The sequence below is a fragment of the Mycobacterium mantenii genome, from assembly GCF_001667865.1.
Taxonomy (GTDB): Bacteria; Actinomycetota; Actinomycetes; order Mycobacteriales; family Mycobacteriaceae; genus Mycobacterium; species Mycobacterium mantenii_A.
The window spans coordinates 92536-109240 of record NZ_LZJP01000089.1 but is presented as its reverse complement, the minus strand read 5'-3'; the positions used below and the strand labels follow the sequence as shown (position 1 = coordinate 109240).

Sequence of the window (16705 nt, the reverse complement as noted above, 5' to 3'; positions counted from 1 at the left end):
GTGCCCCGGATGGGGAGAGGAGCGTGGAGTCGATGGCGACCGCCGAATTCGCTGAAGTATCGGACGAAGACTTCCGTGAGATCCACTCTCAGACAAGGCAATTCGTGCGCAGCGTCGTCGTCCCGCGCGAGCAGGAGATCCTCGACACCGATCGCGTCCCCGACGACCTGCGCGACGAGGCCAAGAAGATGGGACTGTTCGGCTACGCGATTCCCCAGGAGTGGGGCGGTCTTGGCCTCGACCTCAGGCAAGACGTCGAGCTGGCGATGGAGTTGGGCTACACGTCCCTGGCGCTGCGGTCGATGTTCGGCACCAACAACGGCATCGCCGGGCAGGTTCTGGTCGGGTTCGGAACCGACGAACAGAAATCCCGCTGGCTGGAGTCGATCGCTTCGGGCGACGTCGTCGCCTCCTTCGCGCTGACCGAGCCCGGCGCCGGATCGAACCCCGCCGGGCTGCGGACCAAAGCCGTTCGCGACGGCTCCGGAAAGGATGGGGCTTGGGTCATCTCCGGCCAGAAGCGGTTTATCACCAACGCGCCCGTCGCCGATCTCTTCGTGGTGTTCGCACGGACCCGGCCCGCCGACGATCAGGGCCCGGGGATCGCCGTCTTCCTGGTTCCCGCGGACGCCGCGGGCGTCGAGGTGGGCGCCAAGGACGCCAAGATGGGCCAGGAAGGCGCCTGGACGGCCGACGTCAACTTCACCGACGTCCGCGTCGGCCCCGATGCGCTCGTCGGCGGCAGTGAAGACCACGGATATCGAGCAGCGATGACGTCGTTGGCCCGCGGGCGGGTGCACATCGCCGCGCTCGCGGTGGGCGCTGCTCAACGCGCGCTCGACGAATCGGTGTCGTACGCCGCCACCGCGACGCAGGGCGGGACGCCGATCGGAAGCTTCCAGCTGGTGCAGGGCATGCTCGCCGACCAGCAGACCGGTGTGATGGCCGGCCGTGCGCTGGTGCGCGAGGCCGCTCGGCTGTGGGTAGCGAACGAGGATCGCCGGATCGCACCGTCGGCCGCCAAGGTCTTCTGCACCGAAATGGCCGGAAACGTCGCGGATCTCGCGGTGCAGATTCACGGCGGCACGGGTTACATGCGGGGCGTGGCCGTCGAGCGCATCTACCGTGATGTGCGTTTGCTCCGGCTGTACGAGGGCACCAGTGAAATTCAGCGTTTGATCATCGGATCGAATCTCGTCAAGGCGGCGCAGCGCTAGCGGTGGCCGCGCCGAACCCAACAGAGGAGCAACCATGAGCGGCAAGCTTGCCGGAAGAGTGGCATTCATCACCGGCGCGGCACGCGGACAGGGCCGGGCGCACGCGGTGCGCCTGGCCTCCGAAGGCGCGGACATCATCGCCGTCGACATCGCCGGCAAGCTGCCGTCGTGCGTGCCCTACGACCCGGCGACTCCCGATGACCTGAGCGAGACCGTGCGCCTGGTCGAGGCGGCCGACCGCCGGATCATCGCCTCGGTCGTGGACACCCGCGACTTCGACGAACTCCGCAAGGTCGTCACGGATGGCGTCGCCGAGCTGGGACGCCTGGACGTCATCGTCGCCAACGCCGGGGTCGCGGCCCCGCAGGCCTGGGACGAGATCACGCCGGAGAACTTCCGCGACGTGATGGACATCAACGTCACCGGCACCTGGAACACCGTGATGGCGGGCGCGGACAAGATCATCGAGGGCGGCCGCGGCGGCTCCATCATCCTGATCAGTTCGGCGGCCGGAATGAAGATGCAGCCGTTCATGATTCACTACACCGCCAGCAAGCATGCCGTAACGGGGTTGGCGCGGGCGTTCGCCGCGGAATTGGGCAAGCACTCGATCCGGGTCAACAGTGTGCACCCGGGTCCGGTGAACACAGCGATGGGATCCGGCGACATGGTCACGGCGGTGGGCAAGACGATGGAAACCAACCCACAGCTGTCGCACGTCCTCACACCGTTCCTGCCCGACTGGGTCGCCGAGCCGGAGGAGATCGCCGACACCGTGTGCTGGCTGGCCAGCGATGAGTCGCGCAAGGTCACCGCGGCCCAGATCCCGGTCGATCAGGGTTCGACGCAGTACTGACCGGTCGCACGGGAATAGCTCCACGGTCCCGGCGTTTGCACTCGTCATGAGAGCCTTCAGCGAAACCGAGCGCCAGGAGTTCCTCGCCGACAAGCACGTGGCGGTGCTGTCCGTCGCCGCCACCGAAGGCCGGCCGCCGGCCAGTGTCCCGATTTGGTATGACTACACCCCCGGTGGGGACATCCGGATCATGACCGGGGCGTCGAGCCGCAAGGCCCGCCTGATCGCGCAGACCGGGGCGGTGACGCTGGTGGTTCAGCGTGAGGAGCCGCCGTATCAGTACGTGGTGGTGGAAGGCACCGTCGTCGAGACCACCAAGCCGGCCCCGGCGGACCTGCAGGAGTCGACCGCCGTCCGGTACCTCGGCGAGGAGGGCGGCCGCGCGTTCGTGCGCAGCATGGAAGGCGTCGAGGAGGTGCTCTTCACCATCCGGCCGGACCGCTGGCTGAGCGCCGATTTCACCGGCGACCTCTGAGTCCTCAGCCGATCAGGTCCAGCGTCCCCAGGTCGCGAATCGCCCGGCAGCCGCGGCTGAGCATGGTCAGCACCATGTCGTCGCCGCGCTCGGTGGCCGCGGCGAACGCGAATCCCAGCGCCGAGATGAGCGGTGCCTGCAACACCCCGAGCCGGTAGTCGCGCCAACATGTTTCGCGGTCGTAGTCGCTGACCCCGAGCGCCGTCAGCGAGCGGTGGTAGGCGGCGACGAGCTCTTCTTCGATGCCGGCGCGCAGCCGGGAATTGAGGCTGGTCGCGGTGAAGTAGGCGAGGTCGCGGGCCGGCAAACCGACGCCGAGGGTCTGCCAGTCGACGACGCTGACCCTGGTGCGCTCGGGATCGAACAGCAGGTTGTCCAGCCGGTAGTCGCCGTGCAGCAAGGCGAACCGGTCGTACTCGGACAGCAGCCACGGCGCAATCGAACCCATTGCCGCGCGGAAGGTGTCGCGGTCTTCGGGGCTCATCCGATCGCCCAGCTTCTCCAGGGTGATGTCGGCGCTCATCTTCGCCACCTCGCCCATCCCGCCCGCGCCGGCTTCATCCGGCCGGCCGAAGGCGATGCCCGGGAAATCGAGCCAGACGGGATCGCACCAACTCGGCGCGTGCAGGCCGGCCAGCGCGGTAACCGCAAGGCGCGCTTCGGTTTCGCCACAGCCGACGAGCTGATCGCCCTGCACCGCCGGCGCCTGATCGGCCAGCAGCAGGGCGAAATCCATTGCATCCTCGCTGATTTCGGAGTAAAAGCACCGCGGCGTCGGCACCTGCACCCGATCCGCGACCGAGGAGTAGAAGGCGCATTCGCTGCGGTAGCCGATCACCACCCGGTCGCGCACCGTGTCGTCCTGGGCGGGCAGTTTGATCACGAAGGTCGGCGGCAGGTCACCGGGATCCGTCGCGTAGCGAGCGGTGACCCGGTAGGTCGCCCCGGTCTGTCCGGTGCCGATCGCGACCACGTCCACGTCGGCGACCTCGACAGGTGCGCCGCTCCCGCTGAGCGCGGCCGACAACCACTGCGGGGTCACGTCGCCGGGGTAACGCGGTATCGACAGCACAGCACTCATAAGCAGCACGCCTCCTGTACGCAGACCGCTCGGTCCGACTGACAAACTGTAAGGCATACCGCAAGAGTTGCGGTCCATCGCGGTACGCTAATCGGCCAGAATGCGCCATTCGGCGGCTTCGTGCTGCTGCCGCCAGAATTCGCCGAAACGGCCACCCGCAGCGAGCAATTCGTCGACCGCGCCGTCCTCGACCACCTGTCCGTTGTCGAGGAACAGCACGCGGTCGGCGTGGCTGATGCTGGCCAGCCGGTGCGCGACGATCACCTGGGTGCGCGAGTGCGGGTCGGCGGTGAGCGCGTCGACCACCGCGGCCTCGTTCTCGGTGTCCAAAGCGCTGGTCGCCTCGTCTACCAGCAGGATCGGGGCGGGTTTGAGCAACGCGCGGGCGATGCTGACCCGTTGGCGCTCACCACCGGACAGTGCCGAGCCGGCCTCGCCGACGACGGTGTCGGCGCCGTCGGGCAGCCGCCCGACGAGCTCGTCGACGCGCGCGAGTGCCACCGCCCGCGCGAAGTGCTCGTCGCCGGCGCCGGGATCTCCGGCAAGCACGTTGTCGCGGATCGAGCCGTGGAACAGGTAGGGATGCTGGAAGACGACGCTGCTGGCTGCCCGCCGGGCCTCGGTGTCCAGCGTCGCCGCGTCCACCCCGTCGATCAGCACCCGGCCACCGGCGGGCTCGTGTAGCCCGGCGATCAGCGCCAGGATGGTGCTCTTGCCCGAACCGGACGGTCCGACGATCGCCGTGGTGCTGCCCGGCTCCAGCGTGAAGCTCACCCCGTCGAGCACCAGGTCGGTGGCGCCACCGACAGCTGGGTAGCGGAACATGACGTCGTCGAACTCGATACGGGGCGCCGCGGCGCCCTCCAGCGTCGCGGTTCCGGCGTTCATCAGCGGCGCGGTGAGCACGCGCCGGATGTTGTCGAGCGTGGCGCGGGTGCTCTCCAGCGCCGGCGCCAGCTCGCTGATGGTGGTGAACGGTTCGAGGTAACGGACGATGACGACGATCAGCGCGATCGCCTCGGGCACCGTGAGCGTGCCGTTCACGGTCAGCGCGGTGGTCGCCCCGGCCAGCAGAATCAGCGCGAGCTGGCTGGCGAGGCTGAACAGCAGCTGGCCCGGAACCTGCATGGAGAGCAGGCGCATGGTGGCTCCGTGTTGTGCCGCCAGCGCGTCGCCGACCAGACTCCTCGCGGGCTCGACGCGCCGCGCGGCCCGCAATGCCTGCTGGGTCCGGGCGAACTCGATGATCCGCTCGGTGAGCGCGCTGTTGGCGTCGGCCGCCGCGGCATCCGCGCGGCGCGCCAGGCGCGCCGACGCCCACAACGCGCCCAGCAGCAGCGGCAGGCCCCCCAGCGCGGCGACCCCCAGCTGCCAGGAGACCGGCAACAAGACCACGGCGATGGCCGCGGGCAGCAGGACGGCGGAGATCAGCGGCGTGAGCAGGTTGACGACGAGCCCGACGAGTTCGGGTCCGGTGGCAGCGATCGCCTGTCGTGCCGTCGCGGTGTGCTCGGCGGTGAACCAGTCCAGCCGCACGCCGGGCAATCGATCCGCCACGTCGTGCTGGCTGTGATCCAGCACCGCGAAACCCAGGTCGAAACCGATGCGCGCGGTCGCGGTGTCGACGACCCAACCCGTCACGGTCGCGGCGGTCAGCCAGCCCAGCCACACCAACGCGCGCTGCGGGACGTCGCCGAACAACGCACCCAGCAGCGGGACCAACATCACGGTGGCCACCGCGCGTGCCACCACGGAGACCAATGCCAGCACCGTGTAGGCGATGACCCGGTTGCGGCGATCCGCCGGAACCAGACCCAACCAGGTGCGGATCATCGCGCCCCCTCGCCCGGCGCGCCGGCGGCCACCTGCGCGCGACCGCCGTCCCACAGCCGTCGGTACCGGCCGTCGGCGGTCAGCAGCTCGTCGTGCGTGCCGCGTTCGGCGATGCGGCCGTGGTCGAGTACGACGATCTGGTGGGCCCGGGTGATCGTGTGCAAGCGATGCGCGATCACCAGCACGGTGCGGTCCTGCGTCAGCCGGTTGAGCGCTTGCTGCACAAGGTATTCCGATTCCGGGTCGGCGAAAGCGGTAGCCTCGTCCAGGATCAACACCGGGGTGTCGGCCAGGATCGCGCGGGCGATGGTGAGCCGCTGGCGTTCACCACCCGAGAGCCCGCTTCCGGCGCCGAGAATGGTGTCGTAGCCATCCGGCAGTCGCATGATGCGGTCGTGGATCTGCGCCTCACGGGCCGCTTGTTCGATGTGTGCCGCGGTGGCATCGGGGACGGCCAGCGCGATGTTTTCGGCGACGGTGCCGTGCACCAATTGCGTTTCCTGCAGGACGAATCCGACTTGGGCGTAGAGCTGGTCGGCGGTAATCGACCGAATGTCTTGTCCCCCGACGCGGATCGAACCCTGCTGGACGTCGTGGAACCGCGCCAGCAAGGCGGCCAGCGTCGACTTGCCGGATCCGGAGGGGCCGACCAGCGCGGTGACCGTGCCGGGCCGCAAGGTCAGCGATACGTCGTGAACGACCGGGACGTCGGGGCGGTAGCCGAAGCCGACGTGGTCGAACACCACCGTCGCGGCCGGCTCCCCGGTGGTCTCGTCGCGGTCTCGCACCGCGAGGTCGGCCTCATCCAGCGTGTTCTGCAGGCGTCGGGCGGCCAGCATGCCGGCCCGGATGCCGCCCAGGCCGTAGGCGATGCCGAGCAGTCGAGCGCCGAATGTGGTGCCCAGCAAGAGGAACGGCAGCAGATCGACCGGATTCATCCGGCCCGTTACCACCAGCAATGTGCCGGTGACCGCGATGAGCCAGAGGAACGTCGAGGGACGGGTGACCAGATCCATGAACGTCTTCTTGCCGGCCAGCGGGCGTTGCCAGGCGACCAGGAAGCCGACGTATTCGTCCAGCCGGCGCCGAAAGCTGGACGCGGCGGCGCCGCCGAAGACGCGAATCACCGGCTGGCCCTCCAGGTATGCGCCGGCCTCACCGCTCATCGTCTCCGCCCAGCGCTGCGACTGCGGGATGCGCGGGCCGGACTGAATCGTCAGCGACGACGTCAGCACCAGGTACACCAGCACGGGCGCGAACAAAACCAGCGCGACCCGCCAGTCGACGGCGAACAGGTAGACCAGCACCGCGACCGGAGCGACGGCGGCGGCGACCGCGTCCGGAATGGCATGGGTGACCAGGTAGTGCAACGACAGCGTGTCGTCGGTCAGTAGTTGCTTGATCGACCCCGACCCGCGTGCGGTGAACCAGCCCAGGGGTAGCCGAGACACCTTGCGCAACAGGTGCGACCGCAAATCTCGGGCGAATCGCGCGTCGACGACGTGCAGCCAGAGCGTGAGGGCGGCACCGAGCAGCGCTCCCAGGCCCAGCAGCGATACCGCGGCGATGCCGAGATCGACCAGTCGCGATGCGGGCGCCCCGGATACCAGGAGCCGGGCCAACTCGACCAGCAACACGAACGGCGCCAGTTGCACCAGCGTGATCACCGCCTGCAACACGCCCGAGAGGATCAGCGCCGAGCGCAGCGGCGCGAGCAGCCGGCCGGCGCCCTGGGCGCGCCAGTTCCCGCGGGCCGCCGGGACGGGTGGCGCGTCGGATACCTGCGGAGCCGATTCCAGCTGCGCCGCAAGGTCTTCCGCGGATACGCCGGGTGCGATCGTGTCGGGCGAGTCCGGCTCGTCGCCGCGCCGGGTGCCCATCGCGCGCCCGGCGCTCCAGTAGGCCTGGGCGTGCACCTCGGATTTGGGAAAGCCAAATTCGTCGCGCAGCCGGGTTCGAACCTGCTTGAGCGTCGTGGCCTCGGGCGTCGCCCACGCATACCAGTTGGACCAATCCCTGCTCTCGATCGCGGCCGCAAGCGACTTCTCGTCGTGGCGGGGCACCCAGTGCACGCGCAGCCGGGGATGCCGGGCGATAGGGATCAACGTGTCGTTGTCGTCATGTTGTTCGAGGTACAGCTCGATCGGGACGTCGTCGGGGACGACCCCGATGATCCCGTTCATTCCCGGAATGGATGCCGAGTCGCCGATCAGCAGGTAACCGGCGGGCTGCTCGTGGGGCACATCGAATCGCGACGAGCCCATCAGCGCCATCACCGCGATGCTGGCCCCGGGCTGCACGGTGCGCGCCCAGAGCGATGCCGGGCCGGCGGGGTCGTGCAGCACGATGTCGACGGCGAAGCGTCCGGCGGGGACGTCCGCCTCCGAGATCGTGTAGGCGCGCTGGAATTCCGTCTTCGACCCGTCCGGGTCCGGGAACCAGAACCGAAGCCAGGCGGCCGGTTCGGCATCCACGTCTTCGAAGAGCGTGGGCGAGGTCATGCGTACCCGCACGAAATGCGGGGCGATCCGGACGGTTTCGATCACCGTCGCGGTGTGGTCGCGCGCACCGAAGCTGCGCAGCATCACACCGGAGAATCCGCGTGCCATCACCGGTCCTTTCTTGCGGCGCACGGCGCGGCGGCCTCACCGATCTGACGACCCGGCGCAATCATCGCCGTGAGGCCACGGATCGGGGCGGCCGGCGACGGCCGCGTACACCCTGAGTTCGGCGAGCTGATCACCGGCCAGGCGGTCACGGCTGGGTACGTTACCGCACAAACTAAGGGTTGCCTAACCATAGGTCAACCTCGGTCCCCGCCATGATCCGTGCCCGTCGGTAACGTGACAGGAATGAGCGGTGAGTCGACGGCGCCGGTGCTCCTGTACGACGGGGTGTGCGGGGTGTGCAACCGGTCGGTGCGCACGATCCTTCGCTTCGATCCCACCGGTCCCCTGCGCTTCGCGGCCCTAGAGAGCGTCTTCGCCAAGGCGATCATCGAGCGGCATCCGGAGATCGGGGGCGTCGATTCGGTGGTGTTCGTCGATGACCCCGGCCGACCCTCTGAGCGGGTGGCCGTCCGGTCCGATGCCGTACTGCGCGTGGCCGATTATCTCGGCGGAGCGTGGCGGGTGTTCACGGTTGCGCGCGCCATTCCGGCTCCGCTGCGCGACTGGCTCTACGACAGGTTCGCCGCCGTCCGCTATCGCGTCGGCGGCAAGTACGACAGTTGTCCGCTGCCGGCGCCGCAGGTGCGCACCCGATTCGTGGCGGACTGAGAGCGTGGGTTAGGAGCCGGCGCCGTAATCCGCGGATTGTTTCCGCTTCAGCTCGGCCAGCTTGCGGTCGTCTGCCGCCGCTTGGCGGTGGATGACCGCAGACCTGCGGTGCACGTCAGCGTCGAGCGAGCCCCGTTCGACGGCCCGGTCCTGTAGCTTCGCGACTCGTTCATGCTGGATCGCGGAGTCTTCGAAGCTTTGCGCCGCGGACAGCCCCGCGCGAAACGCGCGTTCGCGGGCTACGGCGGCTCTGCGTTCTGCGACCTCGATTTCTTCTGCGGTGACGGCTTTTTCGCCTGGCGGTGTGGGTTGTGTTCCGGTGGGCATGGCGTTTCCCTTCCGTCCGGTGAGTTTCAGGTACCCGCGATGGAGGGTTTGACGCACACACCGTTGGAAATCTTCGGCTCGGGTTCGTTTGCTGTTGCCTCCCATCTGGCCGTGCGGCTCGCAAGCGAAGCTAGACCCGACCGTCCTGGAGCATCTGTGCGGGCGGGGGGACTCGAACCCCCACGCTCTTTCGAGCACCGGCACCTAAAGCCGGCGCGTTTTCCAGTTTCGCCACGCCCGCAAGCGCTCGTGATCTTATCCGCTTAGCGCTGCCAGAACATGTCGGCGGCGTGATCTAACTTGGGTTATCAAGGACGAGAGGCGGCAACGTGCGCTCAGCGGAGCAATTTGACGCGGCGCGGCGCCTCATCGCAGCTGGTGTAAACGACTGCGCGATTGCGCGACAGCTCGTTGTGCCGCGACCGACAGTGCAGGATTGGCGGCGCAGGCCGCAGATTCGACCGCGGCTTTTAGGCGGGTCAGACTGCGGCAACCTTCACGACTTCGGTGCTCTTCCGGCCGCGCCATATTCCTACGTCCTTGGCCTGTACCTCGGTGACGGTTGCGTCTCACGAGATCGACGAGTCTGGCGTCTCCGCGTCACGCTGGACAAAAAATATCCCGAAATCATCGAACGCTGCCGGGTAGCCATCGACGCCCTGATGCCCGGCCAGCGCGCGTCGATCCACCCACAGCCCAATGGCTGCGTAGTCGTCTCGCTGTACTCGAAACACTGGCCATGCCTGCTCCCCCAACATGGTCCCGGCAAGAAGCACCTAAGGCCGATCCGGTTGGAGCCATGGCAAGAAGTGCTCGTCAAGCAAGCCACCCAGGAGTTCATTCGCGGCCTCATCGATAGCGACGGATGCCGTGTGGTCGCAAACGACCGCGGGGTCCGAAGTGTCCGCTACCACTTCTCGAACCGATCCGACGACATTCGCGGGTTGTTCACCGATGCGCTCGACGACCTCGGCATCCCGTGGACGCGATCGAGCCGCTACGTCATCGCCGTCTATCGCAAGGCGGCGGTGGCGCGCCTCGACGAATTCGTCGGGGCCAAATCGTGAGCGGTACGGTCAAGGGGTGTCCACTACACATCGTCGCAGGCCGGCGCTGATCGCTCTGGTGATCGTCGCGGCATGCGGCTGCCTGGCCCTGGGCTGGTGGCAGTGGACCCGGTTCCAGTCCGTCTCCGGCTCATTTCAGAATCTCGGCTATGCGTTGCAGTGGCCGCTGTTCGCGTGGTTCTGCGTGTACGCGTACCGCAAATTCGTTCGCTACGAAGAGGAACCACCACAGCCGCGCAGCGCCGACGCGATGACCGAGATACCCGCCGGGCTGTTGCCCGAGCGACCCAAGCCCCCGCCGCAGGAATCCGACGACCCAGCGCTACGGGAGTACAACACCTACCTGGCCGAGCTCGCCGCGCAAGACGCCGAAAAGCAGAAGAGGACAACCGCATGACCACACCGGAGACGCCCGGGGCGCCAGTGCCCGCAGTCCCCGTCGACAAGATCCGCACCGCGTTGGTCGGCTACCGGATCATGGCGTGGACGACCGGTCTGTGGCTGATCGCACTGTGCTACGAGATCGTCTCGCACCTCGCCTTCGGCCACGAGATCCGCTGGATCGAAGTCGTCCACGGCTGGGTGTATTTCATCTACGTGTTGACCGCCTTCAACCTGGCGGTCAAGGTGCGCTGGCCGCTCGGCAAGACGGTGGGCGTGCTGCTCTCCGGGACCGTCCCGCTGCTCGGCATCATCGTCGAGCATTTCCAGACCAGGGACGTCAAGGCGCGCTTCGGCATCTAGGTCACATCCGCCCCACCGGTCTCTCCCCGGCATGGCACCGCGAGTGCCCACCTTTGCGCGACAACGCCGGGCAATAGCGATTTGTCGCTCAAAGGCGGGCAAAACGTCAATCATCCTGCGCCGGGACTTAAGTGACGCCTGTTGCCGATGCCATGCGGAGCGTTTTAATCCCGGGATCGGGCCAGCGATTCCAGCGCCGGCAACAGCAACCGCAACGCGCGACCGCGATGCGACACCGCGTCCTTCTCCGCAGGGCTCAGCTCCGCCGCGGTGCGGTTATCGCCATCAGGAACGAACACCGGGTCGTAACCGAAGCCACCATGGCCGCGCGGTTCGCGGGCAATGCTGCCGGGCCACTCGCCGCGGACGACGACCTCGCCGGCGGCCGAGACGAGCGCACAGGCGGACACGAACGCCGCGCCGCGCCGGCCGTCGGGCACGTCGCGCATTTGCGCCAGCAGCAATGCGGTATTGCCGGCGTCGTCGCCGTGCTTACCCGACCAGCGCGCCGACAGCACACCCGGCATGCCGTTGAGCGCGGCCACCTCCAGCCCGGAATCGTCGGCCACACTCGCCAGTCCGGTCGCGGTGAACGCATCCCGCGCCTTCGCCAAGGCGTTGTCCTCGAAAAGCGCGCCCGTCTCGGGCGCTTCCTCGAACGGCGCCACATCGTCGAGCGACGCCAACGTCAGCCCCGTCAGGCCGGCAGAATCGAGCACCCGGCGCAACTCGGCCAGCTTCTTCGGATTGCGGCTGGCGACCAGCAGCCGGGTCATCATCTATTCCTAACCACGCGTCTGGGCCGTTGCCGATGCACCCCGGCCACCTTACGGACTGCGAGCCGATGGGTCGGCGGCGCGAATCGCTCAGCAGTGCCGCCACGGCTTAAGGCACGTTCCGCAAGGAATAGACAGGGCGACGAACCAGCTTCCCCCAGGGTGAGCCACAAACCCGATACCGAGACGCTCAAGGCGATCAATAACAACATCACCGGCGAGTTCCGCGCCAACGCCGGCAAGGTCGGCGGACGATTCGAGGGCAACGAGCTGTTGCTACTCACTACGAAGGGCGCGAAATCCGGCGAGCCGCGCGTCGCGCCGCTGGTGGTCTTCCGTATCGACGGCAAGCTGCTGATCGTCGCGGGTTACGGTGGCGCCGACGTCAACCCGGGATGGGTGCACAACCTGCGGGCCAACCCGCGGGCGCGCGTTGAAGTCGCCACCGACTCGTTCGACGTCGTCGCGCACGAGCTCGACTCGTCCGAGCGTCAGGCGGTCATCCCGAAGATCAACGCGAAGGTACCCGCGTTCGCGTTCGAGAACTACCAGTCAAAGACCACCCGCGTCATCCCGATATTCGAGCTGCAGAAGGACGGGTCATAACCGACCGGAAGTTGTCTCGTCTTGGCCGCGGTGTCGGCGGTGGTAAACCGCGGGACAGTTAGGTCAAGGTCAGGCTGGCGACCAGCGGGCGTGACGATCGCAAGCGCGGCGAAGCCGGGCGCTGCGGGTCGTCACCATCAGGCACGGTCAGCTGCCGAACGCCTTCGGCGCCGGAGCCCCCTCGGGAAGGTCACCGGGGTACGGGAGCTGCAGCGCCTCGCGCTGCGCGGAGAACAACTTCTCGCATGCGGCCAGGGCCACGTCGAGCATTTTGTCCAGCGTCGAACGCGGGAAGGTGGCGCCCTCACCGGTTCCCTGAATCTCCACCAGGGTCCCGGTGTCGGTGGCGACGACGTTCATGTCGACCTCGGCGCGGGAGTCCTCTTCATAGGGCAGGTCGACCCGGATCCGGCCGTCGACCACGCCGACGCTGACCGCCGCGATCGCGCACGACAACGGGCGGGGATCGGACAGCTTGCCCGCCGCGGCGAGATACGTCACCGCATCGGACAGCGCCACGAAGGCGCCCGTGATGGCCGCGGTGCGGGTGCCGCCGTCGGCCTGCAAGACGTCGCAATCGACGGCGATGGTGTTCTCCCCCAACGCCGCCAGGTCGATGCAGGCCCGCAGCGACCGACCGATCAGCCGGCTGATCTCCTGGGTGCGCCCGGACAGGCGGCCCTTCACCGATTCGCGGTCCGAGCGAGAGTGAGTCGCCGACGGCAACATCGCGTACTCGGCGGTCAGCCACCCCAGGCCCGAACCCTTGCGCCAGCGCGGCACCCCGTCGGTGACGCTGGCGGTGCACATCACCTTGGTGTGGCCGAATTCGATCAACACCGAACCGGCGGGGTGGTCAGTGAAACCGCGGGTGATGACGACAGGCCGAAGCTCGTCGTCAAGGCGGCCGTCTTCTCGTCTCGTCACGAAGCCAACACTAGCCCGCCGACGATGCGCGCCCCGCGCTGAGGAGCCGGGCGACTCGGCGCGGTCGCGCGTGGCTCAGACCCTTTCGGAGCGGCGGATATCGAACGTCTCCCCGCACACCACCGCGTGCACCGGCCCATCGAACTCGGCCTTGGCCTCACTGATCACGTCCTCCCGCGAGGTCCACGGCGGGATGTGCGTCAGCAACAGTTCGTGAACGCCGGCCTCGGCCGCGGCCCGGCCGGCCTCGGTGCCCGACAGATGCAAGGCGGGCGGACGGTCCGGGGAGTGCGTCCAGGAGGCTTCGCAGAGAAAGACATCGGCACCGCGAGCCAGGTCGACAAGTTGATCGCACGCACCGGTGTCACCGCTGTAGACGAACGACGCGCCTGAGGGATCGGTGATCTTCAGGCCATAGGACTCGGTCGGGTGAGCCACCACTCGAGGGGTCACCGTGAGCGCGCCGATCGTCACCGCCTCGCCGTCGACCCAGTGACGAACGTCGAAGATGTCCGAACAATCGTCGATCTCGCCGCCGTAGGGCGACGACGCCGCGCCCAACCGCGACCAGGTGTCCCCGGGGCCGTACAGCAAAGCCTTGCCGTCGGGGCGCGTCGGGTGATAGCGCCGCCAAACGAAAAGTCCGGGCAAATCCAAACAATGATCGGCATGCAGATGCGACAACAGCACGTGCACGGATCCGGGATCGGCATAGCGCTGCAGCGCGCCGAGAACGCCCCCGCCGAAGTCGATGACCAACGGCGGAGTGTCCGGTGCCCGGAGCAGATAACCCGACGCGGGCGAATCCGGCCCCACCACGCTGCCCGAGCAGCCGAGCACGGTTATTCGCACGGACACTACTGTGCCATGCCCGATGGGACCGTGACGAAAACATCGCCGCATTGATGTGATGAGAATCTCGTCGGCACGGCTAATCGATCCGCACGTGGTGAACGGGCTGCACGCCGGTGACCGCGGGACCCAGGAATCGCGCCGCCAACTTCGTGAATGCCTCGGGGTCGCCGGTGGCTTCGAAGACCCGGGTCGCGGGCGGCGCGTCGTGCGGCCGCAGCAGGTCGCGCTCGGTAAGCACCCGAAGCACCTCCTTGGCGGTTTCCTCGGCGCTGGAGACCAGCGTCACGTTGTCACCCATCGCCAGCTGAATGAGTCCCGACAGCAGCGGGTAGTGCGTGCAGCCGAGAACCAGGGTGTCGACCTGCGCCCGCTGCAACGGCTCCAGATAGCCCTCGGCCAGCCCGAGCACCTGGCGCCCGCTCGTCACGCCGCGCTCCACGAAGTCGACAAAGCGCGGGCAGGCCACCGCGGTGATCTCGGTGTCGCGGGCGGCGGCGAACGCGTCCTGATAGGCGTGCGAGTTGATGGTCGCCTGGGTGCCGATGACGCCGATCCGCCCGTTGCGGGTGGTCGCGACCGCACGGCGCACCGCCGGCAGGATCACCTCCACCACGGGCACGTCGTAGCGTTCGCGGGCGTCGCGCAAGCAAGCCGCGGACGCGGTGTTGCAGGCGATGACCAACGCCTTGATGCCGCGGCCGACGAGATCGTCACCGACGGCCAGGGCGTGCGCCCGGACCTCGGGGATGGTCAGCGGACCGTACGGGCCGTGGCCGGTGTCGCCGACGTAGATGATGTCCTCGTCGGGCAGCTGGTCGATGATCGCCCGCGCGACGGTGAGTCCCCCGACACCGGAGTCGAAGACCCCGATGGGCGCCAATGCCGCGCTCATGTCTTGGGCCGCGGCGCGGCGGCGCCGACTTTCCTCGACGTCCGGCCCTTACGTTCCGGTGCGGACAAGACGTAGGCGGCCACGACGCCGGCGATCGCCCCGCACAGGTGGCCCTGCCAGGACACGCCGGGCGTGCCGGGCAGCACGCCGAGCAGGACGCCGCCATAGACGAACAACACGATGATGCCGACGACGATCTCCCACACCTTGCGGGTGAAGAAGCCGAACACGATCAGGAACGCCAACCAGCCGAAGATCAGGCCCGACGCACCGATGTGGGTGGTCTCGCAGCGTACGCCGACGTACGGGCAGCGCGCGCCGACATTGCCGATGAGCCAGGTGCCGAAGCCGCCCAGAATCCAGACGATGGCCGTGGCGAATATGAACCGCGACAGGCCGGCGAGCGTCATCAGGAATCCCAGCACCAACAGCGGGACCGTGTTAGCCATCAGATGCTGCCAACTGGCGTGCAAGACGGGAGAAAAGACGATCCCCCACAGCCCGTCGGCCTCAAGCGGTCTGATGCCGTTTTGGTCCAGGGAGTGCCGGGTCAGCTGATCGATCAACTCGACGAGGTAGAGCAGCGCCACGAAGGTCAGGATGGTGGCGGCACCCACCGCCCACGCGGGCCGCTTCGCCCGGGTCGCCGGTGCGGCGGGACGCCCGGTGCTCTTACCCATAGCTGCAGGTTACCGGGGCGGACGGCGGTGAACTTTTCATGAGGGAAAAGCCCCGGGCAACACCTCGCGGTAGGTCGGTATCCCCGCGACCGAATCCGCGGCGAACACACCGACCAGCACGGCGCGCGCCACGCAGTCGGCCGCCGCGGCACCCACCTCGGCGGCCAGCCGCATCTCCGGCGAAAACGAGGCGGGTGCGTCGGCCGCGGGTGGCACCTCCACGGCCCCGGTCGCAAGCGCGAACACGGTGTCGCCGTCGTACGGGGTGTGCGCCGGCCGGACGGTGCGGGCCAGGCCGTCCTGGGCGGCCACGGCGACGCGACGGCACGCGCCGGGGCTCAGCGCGGCGTCGGTGGCCACCACCCCGATGACGGTGTTGAGCGGGTTCTGCAGCGGAGTGGACGCCGTCGGCAACTGGGCGAAGGCGTCGACCTGTTCCGCCGGCGGTGGCCGCAGCGCGAACTCATCAATCAGGTCGGCCATCCACGGCAGGCCGGTCGCCCGGTCGGCGACCTCACCGGCGGAATTCACCACGACCAGCGCGCCCACGGTCACGCCGCACGGCAGCGTCGTCGAGGCCGTTCCCACACCGCCCTTGAGCACCCCGGCGCGGGCCCCGACGCCGGCGCCGACGCTGCCGACACCCATCGCCGTGCCGTCCTCGGCGGCGACACAGGCCGCGTAACCGAACTCGGCCGTCGGCCGGCACTCCCAGGCACCGACCGGGAGATCGAAGATCACCGCTCCCGGCACGATGGGCACCACTCCGCCGTCCATCGCCACACCGCGTTCGCGTTCCTCCAGGAAGCGCATGACACCGTCCGCGGCGGCCAGCCCGTAGGCGCTGCCCCCGGCGAGCAACACCGCGTCCACGAACCGCACGGTGTTGGCCGGGTCCAGCAGGTCGGTCTCCCGGGTGCCGGGCGCCCCGCCGCGGCAATCAACGGCGCCGACGGTACCCGGCGGGGCGAGCACGACGGTCACCCCGCGGGCCCAGCCGCCGCCCAGGGACGCGTCGGGGTCCAGTCGTTGGTAGTGGCCGATGCGGATTCCCCCGACGTCGGTGATGGCGTTCATCGGGCGTCCGTCGC

At 68.4% G+C, this 16705-nt stretch carries 18 protein-coding genes and 1 tRNA gene; 8 read left to right on the top strand and 11 right to left on the bottom strand.

The genetic code is table 11. The annotated features are described in order from the left end of the window. Nucleotides 1-32: 32 nt before the first annotated feature. The 3 genes from A5688_RS14290 to A5688_RS14280 are packed head-to-tail and all read left to right on the top strand — an operon-like array spanning nt 33 to nt 2548. Nucleotides 33-1217: an acyl-CoA dehydrogenase family protein gene (locus A5688_RS14290; protein ID WP_067911632.1), complete on the top strand. Its 1185-nt coding sequence runs from the start codon at nt 33-35 to the stop codon at nt 1215-1217. Between the two features lie 34 nt (nt 1218-1251). Next, nucleotides 1252-2073 (top strand): mycofactocin-coupled SDR family oxidoreductase, encoded by an 822-nt coding sequence (locus A5688_RS14285; protein ID WP_067911540.1) that lies wholly within the window; start codon nt 1252-1254, stop codon nt 2071-2073. A gap of 46 nt (nt 2074-2119) precedes the next feature. Then, nucleotides 2120-2548: a pyridoxamine 5'-phosphate oxidase family protein gene (locus tag A5688_RS14280; RefSeq protein ID WP_067911542.1), complete on the top strand. Its 429-nt coding sequence runs from the start codon at nt 2120-2122 to the stop codon at nt 2546-2548. A 4-nt stretch (nt 2549-2552) separates the two neighbouring features. Here A5688_RS14280 and A5688_RS14275 read toward each other — a convergent pair whose 3' ends face one another. The 3 genes from A5688_RS14275 to A5688_RS14265 all read right to left on the bottom strand — a co-directional run bounded on the left by A5688_RS14275 (nt 2553) and on the right by A5688_RS14265 (nt 8071). Further along, nucleotides 2553-3629 (bottom strand): phosphotransferase family protein, encoded by a 1077-nt coding sequence (locus tag A5688_RS14275; RefSeq protein WP_067911545.1) that lies wholly within the window; start codon nt 3627-3629, stop codon nt 2553-2555. Nucleotides 3630-3716: 87 nt separating this feature from the next. Beyond that, nucleotides 3717-5462, bottom strand: coding sequence for an ABC transporter ATP-binding protein (locus A5688_RS14270; protein ID WP_067911635.1), 1746 nt, complete (start codon nt 5460-5462; stop codon nt 3717-3719). Continuing rightward, nucleotides 5459-8071 (bottom strand): ABC transporter ATP-binding protein/permease, encoded by a 2613-nt coding sequence (locus tag A5688_RS14265; RefSeq protein ID WP_067838011.1) that lies wholly within the window; start codon nt 8069-8071, stop codon nt 5459-5461. The genes A5688_RS14270 and A5688_RS14265 overlap by 4 nt, the downstream gene beginning before the upstream one ends. 243 nt (nt 8072-8314) lie before the next feature. Between A5688_RS14265 and A5688_RS14260 the strand changes: the two genes are divergently transcribed. After that, nucleotides 8315-8740 carry a thiol-disulfide oxidoreductase DCC family protein gene (locus A5688_RS14260; RefSeq protein WP_067911548.1) on the top strand — a complete coding sequence of 142 codons (426 nt, stop codon included), beginning with the start codon at nt 8315-8317 and terminating at the stop codon, nt 8738-8740. 9 nt (nt 8741-8749) lie between these two features. Here A5688_RS14260 and A5688_RS14255 read toward each other — a convergent pair whose 3' ends face one another. Next, nucleotides 8750-9097, bottom strand: a complete 348-nt coding sequence (locus tag A5688_RS14255; RefSeq protein WP_207546681.1) for a hypothetical protein — start codon at nt 9095-9097, stop codon at nt 8750-8752. A gap of 127 nt (nt 9098-9224) precedes the next feature. Further along, nucleotides 9225-9308 (bottom strand) — tRNA-Leu (locus A5688_RS14250). A gap of 88 nt (nt 9309-9396) precedes the next feature. Here A5688_RS14250 and A5688_RS14245 point away from each other — a divergent pair. Genes A5688_RS14245 through A5688_RS14235 form a run of 3 tightly spaced genes read left to right on the top strand, consistent with a single transcriptional unit; the run spans nt 9397 to nt 10878 of the window. Continuing rightward, the gene (locus A5688_RS14245) at nt 9397-10134 is read left to right on the top strand and encodes an LAGLIDADG family homing endonuclease (protein ID WP_067837876.1); all 738 of its coding nucleotides are present in this window, start codon (nt 9397-9399) and stop codon (nt 10132-10134) included. 16 nt (nt 10135-10150) lie between these two features. Next, nucleotides 10151-10531 carry a hypothetical protein gene (locus A5688_RS14240; RefSeq protein WP_067837875.1) on the top strand — a complete coding sequence of 127 codons (381 nt, stop codon included), beginning with the start codon at nt 10151-10153 and terminating at the stop codon, nt 10529-10531. Continuing rightward, nucleotides 10528-10878 carry a DUF3817 domain-containing protein gene (locus A5688_RS14235; protein WP_067837874.1) on the top strand — a complete coding sequence of 117 codons (351 nt, stop codon included), beginning with the start codon at nt 10528-10530 and terminating at the stop codon, nt 10876-10878. The genes A5688_RS14240 and A5688_RS14235 overlap by 4 nt, the downstream gene beginning before the upstream one ends. Nucleotides 10879-11042: 164 nt before the next feature. On the opposite strand, the gene rdgB is transcribed toward A5688_RS14235, so the two are convergent. After that, nucleotides 11043-11657, bottom strand: coding sequence for an RdgB/HAM1 family non-canonical purine NTP pyrophosphatase (rdgB, locus tag A5688_RS14230; RefSeq protein ID WP_207546669.1), 615 nt, complete (start codon nt 11655-11657; stop codon nt 11043-11045). 159 nt (nt 11658-11816) lie between these two features. Here rdgB and A5688_RS14225 point away from each other — a divergent pair, with 159 nt between their 5' ends. Further along, nucleotides 11817-12260: a nitroreductase family deazaflavin-dependent oxidoreductase gene (locus A5688_RS14225; RefSeq protein ID WP_067837872.1), complete on the top strand. Its 444-nt coding sequence runs from the start codon at nt 11817-11819 to the stop codon at nt 12258-12260. Nucleotides 12261-12407: 147 nt separating this feature from the next. On the opposite strand, the gene rph is transcribed toward A5688_RS14225, so the two are convergent. The 5 genes from rph to A5688_RS14200 all read right to left on the bottom strand — a co-directional run bounded on the left by rph (nt 12408) and on the right by A5688_RS14200 (nt 16691). Beyond that, nucleotides 12408-13187 carry a ribonuclease PH gene (gene rph / locus A5688_RS14220; RefSeq protein ID WP_067837870.1) on the bottom strand — a complete coding sequence of 260 codons (780 nt, stop codon included), beginning with the start codon at nt 13185-13187 and terminating at the stop codon, nt 12408-12410. A 75-nt stretch (nt 13188-13262) separates the two neighbouring features. Continuing rightward, nucleotides 13263-14045, bottom strand: coding sequence for a cyclic nucleotide-degrading phosphodiesterase (locus A5688_RS14215; protein WP_067837869.1), 783 nt, complete (start codon nt 14043-14045; stop codon nt 13263-13265). Between the two features lie 73 nt (nt 14046-14118). Beyond that, nucleotides 14119-14934 (bottom strand): glutamate racemase, encoded by an 816-nt coding sequence (gene murI, locus A5688_RS14210; RefSeq protein WP_067837868.1) that lies wholly within the window; start codon nt 14932-14934, stop codon nt 14119-14121. Beyond that, complete coding sequence (locus A5688_RS14205; protein ID WP_067837867.1) at nt 14931-15614, bottom strand: rhomboid family intramembrane serine protease; 684 nt, start codon at nt 15612-15614, stop codon at nt 14931-14933. Before A5688_RS14205 ends, murI begins: the two co-directional genes overlap by 4 nt. 36 nt (nt 15615-15650) lie before the next feature. Continuing rightward, the gene (locus A5688_RS14200) at nt 15651-16691 is read right to left on the bottom strand and encodes a P1 family peptidase (RefSeq protein ID WP_067837864.1); all 1041 of its coding nucleotides are present in this window, start codon (nt 16689-16691) and stop codon (nt 15651-15653) included. Between the last annotated feature and the right edge of the window lie 14 nt (nt 16692-16705).